The 16,887-nt window shown below is 65.7% G+C and carries 10 protein-coding genes and 1 pseudogene; 9 read left to right on the top strand and 2 right to left on the bottom strand.

What is annotated here, in order from left to right; translation table 11 throughout:
- The first annotated feature begins 155 nt into the window (after positions 1 to 155).
- From J1N50_RS17560 to J1N50_RS17540, 5 genes are all read left to right on the top strand, one after another.
- A complete protein-coding gene (locus J1N50_RS17560; protein WP_246553740.1) occupies positions 156 to 2,777 on the top strand; it encodes a TonB-dependent receptor plug domain-containing protein in 2,622 nt (873 codons plus the stop codon).
- 125 nt (positions 2,778 to 2,902) lie between these two features.
- Positions 2,903 to 4,963 (top strand): acetoacetate--CoA ligase, encoded by a 2,061-nt coding sequence (locus J1N50_RS17555; protein WP_215356160.1) that lies wholly within the window; start codon positions 2,903 to 2,905, stop codon positions 4,961 to 4,963.
- 29 nt (positions 4,964 to 4,992) lie between these two features.
- Positions 4,993 to 6,321, top strand: coding sequence for a spinster family MFS transporter (locus tag J1N50_RS17550; RefSeq protein WP_215356158.1), 1,329 nt, complete (start codon positions 4,993 to 4,995; stop codon positions 6,319 to 6,321).
- Positions 6,321 to 7,973: a tannase/feruloyl esterase family alpha/beta hydrolase gene (locus tag J1N50_RS17545; protein WP_215356156.1), complete on the top strand. Its 1,653-nt coding sequence runs from the start codon at positions 6,321 to 6,323 to the stop codon at positions 7,971 to 7,973. The genes J1N50_RS17550 and J1N50_RS17545 overlap by 1 nt, the downstream gene beginning before the upstream one ends.
- Before the next feature lie 7 nt (positions 7,974 to 7,980).
- Complete coding sequence (locus J1N50_RS17540; RefSeq protein WP_215356153.1) at positions 7,981 to 8,991, top strand: alpha/beta hydrolase; 1,011 nt, start codon at positions 7,981 to 7,983, stop codon at positions 8,989 to 8,991.
- Between the two features lie 104 nt (positions 8,992 to 9,095).
- On the opposite strand, the gene J1N50_RS17535 is transcribed toward J1N50_RS17540, so the two are convergent.
- Together J1N50_RS17535 and J1N50_RS17530 are read right to left on the bottom strand one after the other, a co-directional pair.
- Positions 9,096 to 10,736, bottom strand: coding sequence for a hypothetical protein (locus J1N50_RS17535; RefSeq protein ID WP_215356151.1), 1,641 nt, complete (start codon positions 10,734 to 10,736; stop codon positions 9,096 to 9,098).
- A 347-nt stretch (positions 10,737 to 11,083) separates the two neighbouring features.
- Positions 11,084 to 11,176, bottom strand: a pseudogene (locus tag J1N50_RS17530) (integrase catalytic subunit); the annotation flags it as partial.
- Here J1N50_RS17530 and J1N50_RS17985 point away from each other — a divergent pair.
- From J1N50_RS17985 to J1N50_RS17515, 4 genes are all read left to right on the top strand, one after another.
- Positions 11,149 to 11,277, top strand: a complete 129-nt coding sequence (locus tag J1N50_RS17985) for a hypothetical protein (protein ID WP_281414855.1) — start codon at positions 11,149 to 11,151, stop codon at positions 11,275 to 11,277. The pseudogene J1N50_RS17530 and the gene J1N50_RS17985 sit on opposite strands and share 28 nt — an antisense overlap.
- An 84-nt stretch (positions 11,278 to 11,361) precedes the next feature.
- Positions 11,362 to 13,629 (top strand): TonB-dependent receptor, encoded by a 2,268-nt coding sequence (locus J1N50_RS17525; RefSeq protein WP_215356149.1) that lies wholly within the window; start codon positions 11,362 to 11,364, stop codon positions 13,627 to 13,629.
- A 28-nt stretch (positions 13,630 to 13,657) separates the two neighbouring features.
- Positions 13,658 to 15,295 (top strand): carboxylesterase/lipase family protein, encoded by a 1,638-nt coding sequence (locus tag J1N50_RS17520; protein ID WP_215356147.1) that lies wholly within the window; start codon positions 13,658 to 13,660, stop codon positions 15,293 to 15,295.
- Complete coding sequence (locus J1N50_RS17515; RefSeq protein ID WP_215356145.1) at positions 15,292 to 16,851, top strand: AMP-binding protein; 1,560 nt, start codon at positions 15,292 to 15,294, stop codon at positions 16,849 to 16,851. The genes J1N50_RS17520 and J1N50_RS17515 overlap by 4 nt, the downstream gene beginning before the upstream one ends.
- Positions 16,852 to 16,887 lie beyond the last annotated feature (36 nt).

Genomic DNA, 16,887 nt, shown 5'->3' with positions numbered 1-16,887 from the left:
CATGTCCGCCAAAGACACATTGATGTCCGCCGGGGCGCTTACAAACATCTCTGTCAGACCATAAGCAGGGCATCAAGTCGGCAAAGCCCGGCCGCGGCCAAGGCCGCATTCGATAAGCGAGGGAGAGGACCATCATGTCGAACAATATTCTATTCATGGCTCGCCGAGCGTGTCTGCTATCGGGCTCGGCGATCGCGGCGGCGTTTCTTGTACCCGCTGCCGCACGGGCTCAGTCGGCGGACGAAACCGGTCGGGCGAGCGCGGACAGCGACGCCGACGCCGAAATCGTCGTCACGGGTACGAGCATCCGGGGTATCCCGCCGACGGGATCGGGCCTGATCGGCGTGACGCGCGAGGATGCGAAATTGATCGGGGCCGCGAGCACGCCCGAACTCCTCGCAACGGTGCCGCAGCTCAACAGCTTCAACACCGCGCCGCGCACCAGCAATGGCGGGCTTGGTTCCTTTGCGCCGGGCCTTCGCGGCCTCCCCCCCGCAGCCACCCTGCCGCTGATGAACGGCCATCGCCTGATCTCGGGGAGCACGCAGCAGACCAACCCCGACTATCCCTTTCTGCCCGAGCTCGCGATCGAGCGGGTCGAGATCGTCGCCGACGGCGCCTCGGCGATTTACGGGTCGGATGCTGTCGCAGGCGTGGTCAACTTCATCACGCGCAAGCGCGTCGCGGGGGTCGAGGCGAATGTCCGCTACGGGTTCGCCGACGATTATCACGCCTTCAACGCGGGCGGCATCTTCGGCCACGACTGGGGAAGCGGCTCCTTCGTCGCGGCCTATCAATATTCCGAGAACAGCAACATCACCGGCGCCGACCGGCGCTATCGCTCGCTCGACTTCCGCGCCGCCGGCGGCGTCGATACGCGCTCGGCTGTGTGCCCCAACGCCAACGTCAACCTGTTCACCGGCACGATCTATGCCGCGCCCAGCCTGGCGCCGGGGCTCAACACCTGCGATCCCCGCGGGCCCGTCGATCTCGTGCCCGAAAACCGCACCCATGCCGTGTTCGTCTCGGCGCAACAGGAGCTGTCGTCGGCGGTAACCCTGTGGGGCGATCTGCTCTACTCGGACCGCAGGGACGTGGTTCAGGCCGCACTGCCCGGGCAGACCTTTGTCCTGATCACCGCGGCCAATCCCTTTTTCCAGGCGCCGCCCGGTACCGGGGCGACGTTCGAATTCGTCGATTTCCGGCCCGACAATCTGGTCGGCGCCGATCATTTCGACCAGACGTTCCGCGTCAGGAGCGGCAATGCGACCGCCGGGGTCGACGTCAAGCTCCCCGGCGACTTCAAGGCGAGCGTGTATGGCACCTTCAACTGGTCGCGGAACGACACGTTCCAGCCGGGGATCAACACGACGGCCCTGACCGCTGCGGCCGCCGGCACGACCACCGCGACCGCGCTCGATCCGTTCGGAACGCGCACCAATCCGGCGGTCGTCGCCGCCATTCTCGACAATCCCACCGACTTTACCAACCGCCAGCGCACCCGGATCGGTGCGGTGAAGGTCGACGGACCGCTGGCCAGCCTGCCGGGCGGAGAGCTCAAGGTTGCGCTCGGCGGCGAATATCGCCGCGAAACCTATATGCAGCGCGGATCGAGCGGCGGCGTGGGCTTTCCCGAGGATCTGAGCCGCAACATCGCATCGGTCTATGGCGAGCTGTTCGTGCCGATTTTCGGCGAGGGCAATGCCGGGCCAATGGTTCATAGCCTCGCCCTGTCCCTGTCGGGGCGCTACGATCATTACAGCGACTTCGGTTCGACGACCAATCCGAAGGTCGGCATCACCTGGGAACCCGTCGAGGGCGTCAACTTCCGCGGCAGTTACGGCCGGTCCTTCCGCGCGCCCGGACTGCGCGATCTCGGCTCGACGGTCGGTTCCTATTATGCCGCCGCGGCGCTCGTCGACGCGTTTGGCGCGCGTGACCCGTCGCGCGGCGCGGCGCAGGTGAACACCATCCTTCTCTTCGGGGGGAATCAGGCGCTGAAGCCCGAGAAAGCCCGAACCTTCTCCTTCGGTGTGGACCTGCGGCCACGATTTGCACCGAATCTGACCGCCGCAGCGACCTTCTATGATATCAAATATGATGATGTCATCGGGACGCCCTCGGGGCTCGGTGCCCTCCTGTTCAGCGATCCGACCTTCGCGTCGCGGGTGATCCGCAATCCGAGCGCGGCGCAGCTCAGCGATGCGATCGCCAATACCGTGCCCTTTTTCTACACCTTCTCCGCGGTGCCGGCGATCGGCAACATTCTCGACCTTCGCCAAGGCAATTTCGGCATCCGCAAAACCAACGGAATCGATTTCGATGTGCGGTATCGGCATGACGCCGGCGTCGGGACGCTCTTCGGCGGGATCGCCGGCAATTATATCCTGAAATACCGGACCCAATTGTCGCCGACTTCTGCGGTCAGCAACTCGCTCGATGCCGGCATCCCCAGGACAACCCTGCGCACGACGCTTGGTTTCACGGCGGGACCGGTGACGTTCGTCAATTTCGTCAACCACCGCAGCGGCATTACCGCGTCCTTCGCCACTCCGACCGGAACGAGCCTTTACAAGTCGAAGGGCTATACGACGGCGGACTTGCGTCTTTCGGTAAAATTGCCCGACACGGGCTTCATGAAGGGAACCGAGATCGGCCTTCAGATCAACGATCTGTTCGACAAGACGCCGCCCTATTTCCCGGGAACCGACGGCATTGGCGGGACCTATAATGCGATCGGGCGCTATGCAGCCATGAGCCTGCGGACCGCCTTCTGACGCCTCGGGCGGCGCTCAGGGTAGAGATGCCGCCCCTCTTCGCCGCCGCAGCGGGGAGCCTCCCCCGATGCGACGCCGAACCAATCCTCGATCTCCCTGCGATCTGAACAAGGTTTCGCCCCTCGATGACCCATTCCAGCATCAGCGCAAATGTCTCGACCCCGGTCCCGCAGATGCGTCTCTATTCGGAATGGCTCGAGGCGAAGCACGGCCTTGAGTTCGCAGGCTTCGAGGATTTGCGGCGCTGGTCGGTAGAGGATCTCGACGCCTTCTGGCGCAGCATCTGGGACTATGACGAAATCGAATCTCCGACGCCGTTCACCGCAGTTCTGAGCACGGGCACGATGCCGCATGTGCGCTGGTTCGAGGGCGCCGAGGTCAGCTATGCGCGGCATGTGTTCCGGCACGCTGTTGCCGCCGACGAAGCCGGCCAACCGGCGATCGTCGCGATGAACGAGCGCGGCGACACCGTTGAAATGAGCTGGGCCGAGCTTCGCCGGCAGGCGGCGTCGCTGGCGCTTGAGCTGCGCCGGAACGGGATCGGGAAGGGGGACCGCGTCGCTGCGTACCTGCCCAATATTCCGGCCGCGGTCGTGGGGCTGCTGGCCTCTGCCAGCCTCGGTGCGATCTGGACGCTCTGTTCGCCGGACATGGGGACGAGCGCGGTGCTCGACCGGTTGCGGCAGACAGGGCCCAAGGCCTTGATCGCAGTCGACGGGGTCTTTTATGCGGGCAAGGCGATGGACCGCAGCGCCGCGGTCGCCGAGATATGCGCACAGTTGCCCTGCATCGAGCAATTGTTCCTTATCACCAGCGGACATGGCGAGGCGGCGGTGCCGGGGGCGCTCGACTTCGCCGAGGCGGTCGGCCGCGACGATGCTGCGGTCGAGGCGTTCGAGCCCGAGTGGCTGCCCTTCGATCACCCGCTGTGGATTCTCTATTCGAGCGGGACGACCGGGCTTCCCAAGGCGATCGTGCATGGGCACGGCGGCGTGCTGCTGGCGACCGCAGCCGGACGGCTCCATTTCGATCTCGGGCCGAGCTATTCCGCAAACAATTTCGGTGATCGCTTTCACTGGTTCAGCGCCACCGGCTGGGTCATGTGGAATATTCAGGTCGGCGGACTGCTCAGTGGCACGACCATCTGTCTTTTCGACGGCTCGCCGAGTGGCACGAAGACGGATACTGACTGGAGTCGGCTCTGGGATTTCGCCGCGCGCACCGGCGTGACCTGGTTCGGCGCCGGCGCGGCTTTTTTCGCAAGCTGCCGCAAGGCGGGCCTAGATCTGAAAGGTCTTGGGGGGCTCGACGCCATCCGCGCGCTCGGCAGCACCGGTTCGCCGCTTCCCCCCGATGTGCAGCGCTGGGGCTCGGCCGAGTTCGAAGCCGCCGGGCGGCCCGGCATCTGGTGGTGCAATGTCAGCGGCGGGACCGAAATCGCCGCCGCCTTCATGGCCGGCAATCCCGAATTGCCCGACACCCCCGGCAGACTGCAATGCCGCCATCTCGGCGCCGCGATCGAGGCGTGGGACGAGAACGGCCGGCCGGTGATCGATGAGGTCGGCGAGCTCGTCTGCACCCGCCCTTTTCCCAGCATGCCGCTCTATTTCTGGGGCGACGAAGACGGCAGCCGCTACCGCGACTCCTACTTCTCCGAATGGCCGGGGATCTGGCGCCACGGCGACTGGCTGACGGTCGGTGCCGATGGCGGCTGCACGATCTCGGGCCGCAGCGACGCGACGATCAACCGGCACGGGCTGCGCATGGGCACCGCCGAACTCTATGCGGCGGTCGAGGGCCTGCCGGGCGTTGCCGAGGCGATGGTCATCGACGTGGAGGATGGCGCCGGGGGCAGCGAGCTCATCATGTTCGTGGTTCCCGACGAGGGGAACGAACTTCATGCCGAGGCCGAAGCGGCGATCGCATCGGCCATCCGCACCGGGCTCTCGCCCCGCTTCGTGCCGGATCGGCTGATTGCGGCGCCGGCGATTCCCCTTACGCTGTCGGGCAAGAAGCAGGAGCTTCCGATCAAACGACTCTTTGCCGGCTGGCCGGTCGCCAAGGTCATCAACGCCGATGCGACGGCCACGCCTGAAATTCTCCCTTGGTATATCGAACAGGCCAGGCGCTGGCAGAGCAGCAAGGCAAAGGCCGGGGGCGCATCGGATGTAAAAGCCGATCGATAAGCACAGCACATGATGGCGGAGGGACGCATATGGATTTGAACGGATTGCAGGACCGCCCGGCCGCGTCCCATACGACCGGCCGGGACAAGCGGGGTCTGGTGCTGGGCATGCTCTGCTTCGTCTATGTGCTGAACTTCCTCGACCGGCAGCTCGTGTCGATCCTCGCAAAGCCGATCCAGGACAGCCTTCGGATCAGCGACAGCCAGCTCGGCCGGATCACCGGCTTCTATTTCGCGCTCTTCTATTGCTTCATCGCCATCCCGGTCGGCTGGCTTGCGGACCGCACGAACCGCGTGAAGGTCCTGTCGATGGCTTGTGGCCTGTGGAGCGCCGCGACCGCCGCCTGCGGCATGGCGGCGAATTATGGTCAGCTTGTCGTCGCCCGCATGACGGTGGGAATCGGGGAGGCGGGCGGTGTGCCGCCATCCTATGCCATCATTTCTGATACCTATCCACGCGAACAACGCGGCACGGCGATGGGCATATTCAATCTCGGACCGCCGTTGGGTTCCGCGCTCGGGGTCGCCTTTGGCGCTTCGCTGGCGGCCGCCTATGACTGGCGCATCCCCTTTCATGTCGTGGGCGCGGTCGGCGTGCTCACCGCGATCATCGTCTATCTCGTTATTCCCGAGCCCGAACGCGGCCGGTTTGATCCGGTGCCGACATCGGCCGCCACTCCCACGCAAAGTTTCGGATCGGCGATCCGTGCCTTCTTCGGTAATCGGGTTCTGGCGGTCGCTGCACTGGCAAGCGGCGCCGCCAATTTCATCACCTACGGCCTCAGCAATTTCGCCACCCTCTTCCTGATGCGCGAAAAGGGAATGACGCTCGAAGATGTCGCGATCTGGTATGCGCTGGCGGTCGGGCTGGGGATGGGCGCCGGCATCTTCGTTGCCGGCCGCCTGATCGACCGCTTCGCCGTGAAGAACAAGGCCGCCTATGCCAGCATTCCGGCGCTCTCGCTGCTCCTCGCCTTGCCCTTCTTTCTGGGTTTTGCGATGGTCGATCGCTGGGAGATCGCTCTTGCGTTGCTGTTCGTTCCGCTCTTCCTCAATTCCTTCTTCCTTCCTGCGACCGTCACCTTCGTCCAGGGCGAAGTCGATCCGGGCGCGCGGGTGATATCGGGCGCCCTGCTGCTTCTCGTCATGAACCTGGTCGGCCTTGGCCTCGGTCCGACTTTCGTCGGCATGGCGAGCGACTATTTCCGGCCGGAGCATGGCGAGCATGCGCTGCAGATGGCCTATTATGCGCTGGCGCCGATGTATCTCGTCGCGGCGCTGCTGTTCGTCTGGCTCGCCCGGTTGATCCATAAATCGGAGATCGGCCGGGCGGACGCATCAACCCTCGGGAGACAATGATGAAGCGGATATCTGGCATCGCCATTCTGGCGAGCGTTGCGGCAGGAGCGCTGGCTTCGGCGAGCGGTGAGGCGAAAGCGCCCACTGCGAAGCCAGCCTCCGCGCCCGTCGCGTCCGCGGCGCGCTGTGCGAGCCTCTCCGGGCTCAAGCTCGCCGACACGAGCATAACGAGCGCGGTCCTTGTGCCGGGCAAGGCGGCCGAGAGGTCGATCGTCGGCGAAACGGCGGGCTATCGCAGCTTCTGCCGCGTCGTCGCGCATGTCCGCGCGGCGCCGGGCTCCGATATCGGCGTCGAAATCTGGTTGCCGGTTGAAGGATGGGCCGGCGTATTTCACGGCAACGGCAACGGGGGCTTCGCCGGCATTCTCGCGGGCGGTTATTCGGGCATGGCGGATGGTCTGCGGCGCGGCTTTGCAACTGCGACGACCGATGCAGGCACCGCACCTGCGACCCCGCTCGACGGCGATCCGCTCATTGGCCAGGACCGTAAATGGCGCGACTGGGGACGGCTCTCGACCCATGTCATGACCACCACCGGCAAGGCGATCACAAGAGCCTTCTACGGCCGGCCGGCAAAGCGCTCCTATTACACCGGTTGCTCGACTGGCGGCCAGCAAGGGCTCATCGAGTCGCTCTATTATCCCGACGATTATGACGGGATTCTGGTGGGTGCGCCGGTCATGAACCGGACCTGGGGTCACGCCGCCGTTCTGTGGGACTATGCCGCCGCCCATCGCACGCCGGGGAGCCTGTTGGCGGACGCCAAGCTCAAGCTGCTCAACCGCGCCGCGGTCACGACCTGCTGGAAACAGGGGCACGGCCTCGCGGGCGACCGATTCATCACGGATCCGATGAGCTGCAAATTCGACCCTGCGGTTCTCGCCTGCAAGGGCGGGGCATCCGACGCCTGTCTCACCCCGGACGAGGTCGAGACCGCCCGCGCCTTCTATTCGGGGCCGACGACTGCGGAAGGCAAGGCAAGCTATTTCGGCTGGCTGCCCGGAAGCGAGATGCCCGATACCTTTGGCTGGGCCTTTCTCCAGAAGCCGATCAACGACGAGCCGCCGTTCAGCGCCCTGTTCAAGTGGGTGTTCGGCGCGGACTGGGACTGGAAGAGCTTCGACTTCGACCGCGACATGCCGCTGGTCGATCGGCGGTTGGACGCCATCGTCAATGATGCGACGCGGGGTAGCCTCAAGGCCTTCGCCGCCCGCGGCGGCAAGCTCATCGTCTATCATGGGCTCGCCGATACGCTCGTCGCGCCGGGGCAGTCGGTCGCCTTCTACGAGCGGCATGCGAACGACTTCGGCGGCATGGACAAGCTCGCCGACAGCACGCGCCTGTTCCTCGCGCCCGGCATGATGCATTGCGGCGGCGGCGCCGGTCCCGATGCGTTCAACGCTACGCTTGGTATTCCGCCGCAGCCGCCCAGCTATGATGCGAAGCACGACATTTTCTCGGCGCTGATCGACTGGGCCGATGGGGGCAAGGCGCCCGAGAGCATCATCGCGACAAAGTTCGCGGTCGACGATGCAGGTAAAGTGGAAATGCAGCGGCCGCTCTGCGCCTATCCGAAGAAGGCGGTCTATCGCGGATGGGGTTCGACGGCGTCGGCGAGCAGCTTCAGCTGCGTCGCGACGGACGGGCGGTGAGGGGCGGATGCTGAGCCGCAGGGCATTTTCGGGACTCGCGGTCGCGGGCGCGGCGGCCTCGGTGGCCGGGCCAGCTTCGGCTTCCGTGCCGGCGGCCGAAGGCACGATCGGATTTCACAGCTTGCCGTCGTCCAACGTGCCGGGCGAGGTCGGCGTCGCGATCTACGAGCCACCGGGCTATGACGCCGCACGCGCGGAGGCGTACCCGTTTTTGCTTTTCCTTCACGGCGGAAATGGCAGCGAGAAGGATCTGCTCTTCTTCAAGCGCGTCTTCGACCGCGAAATCGCCTCCGGCCGCGTCCCGCCGCTCGTCATCGCGACGCCGAGCGGACGCCGCTCGCTCTATATGGACTTCCGCGACGGGCGCGAGCGCTGGGAACGCTATATCCTCTCCGATGTGCTGCCTTTCGTCCGCCGGTCGGCGCATGTCGACGCATCACGCGAACGGACCTTTATCGGCGGCGTGTCGATGGGCGGCCTCGGCAGCCTGCGGATCGCGTTCAAACATCCCGAACCGTTTGCGGGCGTGATCGCGCTCGAACCCGCGATCGAAGCCGCGCTGGAATGGAAAGGGGTGGGGCCCGGGACGCGCTTCTGGCGGCCGGAGCCTGCCCTCTATCCGATGTTTGGCGAGCCCGTCGATCCGGACTATTGGGCAGCGAATAATCCCGCGACGATCGCGAGCGCGGCGCCCGAACGGTTGCTCGATCTTCGCATCTATCTCGAGGCGGGCGACCAGGACGCCCTCTATCTTTACGAAGGGGCGGAACATCTGCACCGCATCCTCTTCGACGCCGGCGTCGCGCATGAGTACCGGTTGGTCCATGGCGCCGATCACGTCGGTCCGTCGCTCCTGCCGCGGATGGCCGATGCGCTCGGCTTCCTCGCGCGGCAGCTGTCTCCGCCCGGCTGGATTGACCAGAGCGTCCTCGACTTTCGCAGCGCAATCGACAGAGGCAAACGCGCCATCGGGATCGAGCGGGAGCGGGTCGATCCTCGCCGATTGATACGCCGGTAGGAGGGTCCGCCCGGCGATCGCCGCCAGCATTGCTCTCCGTTCAGGAAGCCGGATCCATTGTGCTGCTTACGTCTGCGCGGCTGAGCCCGGTCCTGCGCCCATGCTCAGCTCTCATAATAGATCGGTCCCAGCGCGTCGATTACAGCGACTGCGTCGAGCGCGTCGGCTTCGCCTTCGCCCACCAGACGGATGGTCAGTTCGGTTTTATAGCCGGTCAGCGTCCGGTTCATCGGCACGCCGTTCATCGTCTGCGTGAGATAACGCTGGTAATCGTTCCGCCCGACGACGTGAAAATGTGTCTTGCCCGCCTCGCGCGCGAGTTCGGAAGCCCGTAGCAAAGTCATTTCCTGAACCACCGGTCCGGAGGTGGTATTACCGGTATATTCGACCTTGATCGAACCGTCCTCGTTTGGGGTCGAGCGAAACCCCGCCGTGCGGTCGATCCCGCCGAGCAGCGTCGTGCCCATCGAAAACGCCGCGCCTACCAGCGCGCCGAGAATATTCGGGCGCGATTTTTCGTAGTCGATCAGCTTGCGTTTGGACTCGGGGCGGATGAGCAGATTGTCTGCCATTCCCGAAAGGCGCGCCGGACCGCGTTTGGCAGCGGGGGCCAGTGCAGGCAGATCGGGTGCGCCGACGGTGCCCGACGCACGCGCGGCGGCATAAGCAGCGTGGAACTCTTCCGTCACCGGGGTCGTGCGCCATTGTTTGCCATGAAGAGCGGCGGCGGCATCGGCGAGTCGCCCCTCGGCGATGGCAATGCGGCCTTCGACAAGATCGGCCAACGGTTCGAAATGTTCGGTGCGCGCCAGTTTGACCAGGAGGGTGACGATATCCGCAGGAGGCTGTTTGCCTTCCTCACCCTGGGAACTCCCGGCTCGACCGGGGGCGTCGAGCGCGGCGCGGGTCGCTTCAACCCAGGCGCGGGCGGCTGCGGGCTGGCCATGGGCGGCGAGCGCATAGGCCTTGGTCATGGCCCCTCTGACGGGGGAGGACCACTCGGACAGTAGCGGCGCAATATCCCCACCATTGGCCATAATCGCCTTGATCGAAGGCGCCTCCGGCAGGGTGACCGAGGGCGTTCCAGCGGAGGCTGCCAGTGTCGCGAGATCGCCGGACTGGGGTGCGAGCTGCGAGACTATGCCCCTGGTGGCTGGATCAACCCGGGCCAGGCCTTGCCATATCGCCGGATCGGCCGGATTGTCGCCATTGGCGGCCCGGAGCATGCCTGCGACCCGCTGCACCTCGAGCGCATAGGGTCGCTTGGCCGCCGCCGCTTCGGCCAGCGCCAGCGCCGCCTTGCGGTCGCCCGTCTCGTTCAAGGCAAGGGCGCGCAGCAGATCGAGCGAGACGCCCATGCTGCGATCGTAGAAGAAGTCGCCGGCGTAATCTTTCCCAGCCTCTTGAGCAGCATCGAGATCCGCGAGCGCACCGGCCGCATCCCCGAGTTCCAGCTTCGCTGCAGCGCGGGCGCGCATCACATGGGCGCGGCGCAGAGTCTGCTCGGGCAGAAGTTTCCCGCTCTCCAGCACGCGGTTGCACGCGGCCAGCGTCTGGCTGGGCGCATCGCGGCCGCCGAAGCGGTAGGAGGGGAAGGTCGCCTCGCCCCGCATCCCGTCGTCGCTGCTCTTGGGCTTCTTGAGCCCGTCGCATTCGGAGAAATCTTCCGATACGCCTGCATGGGCGGGCCCGGCGACGCCGAGCGCAAGCGCAGCAAGCCCCGCGCGGGCGAACAAAGCAATCATATGATGCAACCCCCGTTCCGCAGGTGCCTCGCGCCCGGCGGCGAAGCGATGTCTAATCGGGATTGTGGGGGGCAGCAATCCGGAAAAATACGCGCCCGGAAGCACTTAAGTGATCCGAAAGACAATATTGCGGGTAGTCGGTCGCTGCAGGGGTCGTCGTCGGCCTCAATCGCCCGAATGGCGTGGGGAGCGGTCGGCGAGGTCATGGACGGATTGCCCCTGCCGCGAGAGGGAAGGGAGAAGGGCGTCTCGAACCTCCCGGCCCGACAAGACAGAGCCCGAACAGCGCGAGCGCCGACAGGAAGGGCTGTGACCGGCCCCCGCTGAGTGGTCCATATTGACTGTTCGTGCATTGTTGCCACCGGCGCCATGGTCGGCCGCAGGTGGAGCGAAGCGGAACCGGAGGGCGGCCATGGCGGCGTCGCTGCTCTTGGCGCCGGGGCCGATCATCGCAACCCTGCCGGGCGGTGGATGCGCTTCTGCCCTGCGCCGCCGCAGCGAGGCCGGAAAGACCATCGCTATTTTATTCACGCTCGCGTGAGTGAATATTGACACCACCCTAATCCGACGGCATAAGTTTCGCACGAGGCGGCCCCGATAATGCCGCCCAGGAGGGAGAGTTTTCATGAAGGCACAATGGCTTGTGTCCGCCTCGGCGGTCGCCCTGTTCGCGCTACCCGTTTCCGTCCATGCCCAGTCGTCCGACACGCCGCCGCCGACCGAGGAAGGGGCCCGGAACAGCGAAGACATCATCGTCACCGCCACCCGGCGCAGCGAAAGGCTGCAGGACGTGCCGCTCAGCGTGACGGCGTTCGGCCAGGAACAGCTCGATGAACTCGGCATCGTCGGCTATGAAGGCATCGCGCAGAATACGCCGGGCATCGTCATCAACCGGCCGACGCAGAATTTCAACAATTTCACCGCGCGCGGCATCAACACCAATGGCTATTCGGCCGGGCTGCAGAGCGCGGTCGCCATCTATATCGACGAACTGCCGATCTCCGCGAACGGCAATTCGACGATCCTCGATCCCAACCTCTATGACGTCGAGCGCGTCGAATTCCTGCGCGGGCCGCAGGGCACGCTGTTCGGGTCGAACTCGCTTGCGGGGGCGATGCGGATCATCACCAAGAGCCCCGATCTCGACGATTTCGAAGCCTCGGCGAGCGTCGACCTTGGCCTGACCGGGTCGAATTCGGTGCGCCAGCGCTATAATGCGATGGTCAATGTCCCGATCATGAAGGACGGGATCGCGCTTCGCGTCACCGGCTATTATCGCGACGAGGACGGCTGGATCGACAATATCGGCACCGGGGTCGAGGATGCGAACAGCCTCGAGGCCTATGGCGGACGCGCGATCCTGCTGCTTCAGCCGAGCGACCGGATGAAGGTCAAGCTGCTCGCCTCCTATGAGAACAGCAAGCCCGCCGATTCCGCCCTGACCAACCCGCTGCTCGGCGATTTCGTGCGGCGCTCCGACCGGCCCGACCTGTTCCAGGGCAAGCTCACCAACTATAATGTCACCGTCAATTACGAGTTCGACTTTGCCGAACTCATCAGTTCGACGACGCTGTCGGACTATGACGCATCCTTCTATGTCGACCTCGCCGGAACATTTGCGCAGGCCTTTCCCTTCGCGCTCGATGCCTATGGCTATGATGATCTGTTCGTCCAGGAAACGCGGCTGGTGTCGCGCCACGACGGGCCGTTCGAATGGGTCGCGGGCTTCTTCTACTACGACAAGCGCCGCACGGTCGATTTCGCCTATCGTTCGACGCCCGAATATCTGGCCGCGCGCCGGCTCACCGGCCTGCCCGACGAATATTATCAGCGCTTCAACAGTTACAGCGACCAGACCGAGATTGCGGGGTTCGGCGAGGCGACATTCCGCTTCAACGACCGCTTCTGGATCACCGGCGGCCTGCGCTATGGCAGCACCGAAGTGCAAAGCTTTACGCGCGGCGGCGGGTACAACAGCAATTATCTGACCGCCGCATTCTTCAATCTTCAGAATTTTGCGCTGACGGTCACGCCGATCAATTATGCGGCGGGGCTCAAGGTCAAGGACGACCGGCTGTCGTGGAAGGGCAGCGTCTCGTGGAAGCCGAGCGACAGCCTGACGACCTATGCGACCATCTCGACCGGCTTTCGGACGCCGGTGGTCAACGCGTTTGCGGGGCGGGTCAGCACCATCAATCCCAACGACCTCGTCATTCCCGACGGGGCGAAATCGGACAGCGTCACCAACTATGAAATCGGCCTGAAGGGTCGCTGGCTGAACGGCGACCTGACCGCCAACATCGCCGCCTATTATATCGACTGGAAGGATATCCAGGTCCAGGCGAACCGCGTGTCGGACTCGGTCCAGTTCGCGACCAACATCGGCGGCGCCGAAAGCTATGGCCTCGAATATGAGATCGTCGCGCGGCCGGTGCGGGGATTGAGCATCGCGCTGAACGGATCGTTCAACCGCGCCAAGGTCACCGACCTCACGCCGGTCGAAGCGGCGGTCTCCGGCGCCGTGCCCGGTGCGCGGCTGGCATCGCCGCGTTTCCAGGGGTCGGGGACGCTGCGTTATGATTTCGGGATCGGCGGGGGCGATACCGCCTTCGCGGCGGTCAATGTATCGCACGCCGGATCCTTCCCGAACCAGTTCCCCAATGTTCCGGGTAATCCCAATGCGGCCAGCCCGACCTACGACTTCACCGAGGCATGGACCAATGTGAACCTGTATGCCGGGGCGAAGTTCGGCGGGCTCGACCTCACCGCCTATGTCGAGAATCTCTTCGACGACAAGTCGATCACCTATGTCCACCCCGAGGCGTTTCTCGACGGTCGCTATGCGCGAATGCGCCCGCGCACGGTCGGCGTCCGCGCCAATTATCGCTTCTGATTGCGGGCATGGGCAAAAGGACGCGGCGATGACTCGAGGTTGGGGTAATTGGCTGTTCGCGATTGCGCTGCTCGCGCCGACCCCCGTGGTCGCCGCCGACGATGCCGTCGTCGCGGCCCCGGCGGGCAGCGTGCAGGGCAGCGAAGAGCGCGGCATACGGGTCTTCAAGGGCATTCCCTATGCGGCGCCGCCGGTTGGTGAACGCCGCTGGCGTCCGCCGGTATCGCTCGCGGCCTGGGAAGGGGTGCGCGATGCGACGAAGTTCGGCGCGGCGTGCCCGCAGCCGAAGCCGCGCGGCCCCAGCATCTATGCGGGGGACCTTCCGGCGACGAGCGAGGATTGCCTGTCGCTCAACATCTGGACGCCCAAGAATGCGCGCGGCGCGCCGGTGTTCGTGTGGATCCACGGCGGCGCGCTGACTTCGGGGGCGAGCAGCGAGGCGATCTATGACGGCAGCGCGCTCGCGAAGCGCGGGCTGGTTGTCGTCTCGATCAACTATCGGCTCGGCGCGCTCGGCTATCTCGCGCATCCCGAACTGAGCGCGGAGTCGCCCGACCATGTGTCGGGCAATTACGGACTGCTCGACCAGATCGCCGCGCTCGAATGGGTGAAGCGCAACATCGACGCGTTCGGGGGAGACGGGGGCAATGTCACGATCGCCGGGGAGTCGGCGGGCGGGCTCAGCGTCATGTATCTGATGGCGGCCCCCGCCGCGCGCGGATTGTTCCACAAGGCGGTGGCGCAAAGCGCCTATATGGTGTCGGCCCCCGGGCTGAAGGCTGCGATCAACGGGATGGTTCCGGCCGAGGAGCAGGGCAGGGATCTGGCGGCGAAGCTGGGCGCCGCCGACCTGGCCGCGCTGCGGGCGTTGCCGGCGGAGGAGATCGCCTCCAAGGCGCCGACGACGGGCTATTTCCCCTTTCCGAATGTCGACGGCAAGGTCGTGCCGCGTCAGTTGGTGGAGACGTTCGACAGGGGCGAGCAGGCGCCGGTGCCGATCCTCGCCGGATTCAACAGCGGCGAGATCAGGTCGTTGCGCGTCCTTTTGCCCAAGGCGCCGGCCGATGCAGCCGCATATGAGGCGGCGGTCCGCGCGGGCTACGGCGAGTTGGCTCCCCTCTTTCTCGCGCGCTATCCGGCGAAAACCATCGATGAAAGCATGCTCGCCGCGACCCGCGACGCGATGTACGGCTGGACGTCGGAGCGGCTGGTGTCGAACCAGTCGGCGATCGGTCAGCGATCCTATTACTATCTGTTCGATCATGGCTATCCGGCGACGCAGGAATGGAATCTCCATGCCTTCCACGCGGCCGAGTTGCCCTATGTCTTCGGAACCGCGACCCGCACACCGCCGCTCTGGCCGAAGATTCCCGACACGCTCGCCGAACGGAAACTGTCGGATGCGATGACCGACTATTGGGCGAGCTTCGCAGCAACCGGCGCGCCGCGCGCCAGGGGCTATCCCGACTGGCCCGACTATGGCGACAAGCGGGGCTTCATGCATTTCGCCGACGTTCCGAAAGCGGGCCATAATCTGTTTCCGGGCGTCGCGGCGCTGCACGAGGCGGTCGTGTGCCGTCGCCGCGCCGCGGGCGACATACCATGGAACTGGAACGTCGGGGTGATCGCGCCGCCGCTGCCCCCAAAGGCCGCGGGGTGCCAATGATCGACGGATCGATGCAGACCTATGCGTTGACGCTCGACAAGTTCCTCTCCCACGCCGCAAAATGGCATCCCGGCGCGGAAGTGGTGTCGGCGGGGGCGGATGGCGGGATCGCGCGCATCGGCTACGCCGCGCTTCGCGATCGCGCGCTGCGCGTCTCGGGGGCGCTGTCGCGTCTGGGGATCGCCACGGGCGACCGCGTCGCGACGCTGGCGTGGAATACGCAGGGCCATGTCGAGGCGTGGTACGGAATCATGGGCATGGGCGCCATCTGCCACACGCTCAACCCGCGGCTGACGCCCGCGCAACTGGGATCCATGCTCGCGCAGTCCGAAGCTTCGGTGCTGTTGGCGAGCCCCGATCTGCTGTCCCTCGCCGAGGATGCGGCCCGGGGCGTCGGCACGGTGCGGCACATGCTGCTGCTCGATACGGACGGAGGGGAGCGGGCGCTCGAACCGCTGATCGCGGCGGCCGACCCCGATATCGTCTGGGGCGGGTTCGACGAGACCAGCCCCTCGGGGCTCTGCTTCACCTCGGGCAGCACGGGCGCACCCAAGGGGGTTACCTACACGCATCGCGGCTGTTTCCTGCACACGATGCGGCAGCTTCAGGCCGACGTCCTCGGTATCACCGCGCGCGATGCGGTGATGCCGGTCGTGCCGATGTTCCATGCCAATGCGTGGGGCATTCCTTTCACCGCGCCGGCGGTCGGCGCAAAGCTGGTGCTGCCGGGGCGCCATAGCGACGGTGCGCATCTGGCGCGGTTGATCCGGTCGGAAGGTGTCACGGCGGCGGTCGGCGTCCCGACCGTGTGGCTGGGGCTGGTCGAGCATCTGGAGGCCGAGGGCGGCGAGGTGCCGACGCTCGAACGCATATTGGTTGGCGGATCGCCGATGCCGCCCGCACTGATGGACCGCATCGAACAGCGGCTGGAGGTCGAGGTGCAGACGAGCTGGGGAATGACCGAGCTGTCGCCGCTGGGCACCGCGGCGTTGCCCGGCGATCCGGGACGCCGCGCCGCGCTGTCGGGCCGTCCCGCGATGGGGATCGACCTGCTGCTGACCGATGCCGACGGTTTGGCGCTGGCCGAACAGCGCGGCGGGGAAGGGCATTTGCGGGTGCGCGGCGGGTCGGTGGTCGAGCGCTATTTCGGCCAGGACGCGCCCGCGACCGATGCCGACGGCTGGTTCGACACCGGCGACCTCGCGCGGATCGACGCCGCGGGCAATCTGACGATCACCGGCCGCGCGAAAGACCTGATCAAATCGGGTGGCGAATGGATCAATCCCGCGGAGATCGAAGCGATCGTCGGCGCGCTGCCGCAGGTTTCGCTCGCGGCGGTGATCGGGCGATCCGACCCCAAATGGGGCGAGCGGCCGATCCTGCTGGTCGAGACCTGCGAGGCGTCGGTGAGCGACGAGGATCTGCTCGCCCCGCTTGGCGGGCGCGTCGCCTCCTGGTGGGTCCCCGATGCGGTGATCCGCCTCGAAACGATGCCGCTGGCGCCGACGGGCAAGATCGACAAAATGCGATTGCGGGCCGAATACGGACAGGTGTAGGCCCGGCCGGGGTCGCGGCTCAGGACCAAAGGGTGC

Origin of the sequence: Sphingopyxis soli (assembly GCF_018682675.1) — a bacterium.
In the GTDB taxonomy this organism is placed as follows: Bacteria; Pseudomonadota; Alphaproteobacteria; order Sphingomonadales; family Sphingomonadaceae; genus Sphingopyxis; species Sphingopyxis soli.
Note: the sequence above shows the minus strand (reverse complement) of the source record. Positions and strands in the feature narration are given on the sequence as shown.

Coding starts and splice junctions, on each gene's coding strand:
- J1N50_RS17555 (WP_215356160.1), top strand. CDS start 2,903: ATGACCCATTCCAGCATCAGCGCAAATGTCTCGACCCCGGTCCCGCAG.
- J1N50_RS17540 (WP_215356153.1), top strand. CDS start 7,981: ATGCTGAGCCGCAGGGCATTTTCGGGACTCGCGGTCGCGGGCGCGGCG.
- J1N50_RS17520 (WP_215356147.1), top strand. CDS start 13,658: ATGACTCGAGGTTGGGGTAATTGGCTGTTCGCGATTGCGCTGCTCGCG.
- J1N50_RS17535 (WP_215356151.1), bottom strand. CDS start 10,736: ATGATTGCTTTGTTCGCCCGCGCGGGGCTTGCTGCGCTTGCGCTCGGC.
- J1N50_RS17515 (WP_215356145.1), top strand. CDS start 15,292: ATGATCGACGGATCGATGCAGACCTATGCGTTGACGCTCGACAAGTTC.
- J1N50_RS17545 (WP_215356156.1), top strand. CDS start 6,321: ATGAAGCGGATATCTGGCATCGCCATTCTGGCGAGCGTTGCGGCAGGA.
- J1N50_RS17560 (WP_246553740.1), top strand. CDS start 156: ATGGCTCGCCGAGCGTGTCTGCTATCGGGCTCGGCGATCGCGGCGGCG.
- J1N50_RS17525 (WP_215356149.1), top strand. CDS start 11,362: ATGAAGGCACAATGGCTTGTGTCCGCCTCGGCGGTCGCCCTGTTCGCG.
- J1N50_RS17550 (WP_215356158.1), top strand. CDS start 4,993: ATGGATTTGAACGGATTGCAGGACCGCCCGGCCGCGTCCCATACGACC.
- J1N50_RS17985 (WP_281414855.1), top strand. CDS start 11,149: ATGGCGGCGTCGCTGCTCTTGGCGCCGGGGCCGATCATCGCAACCCTG.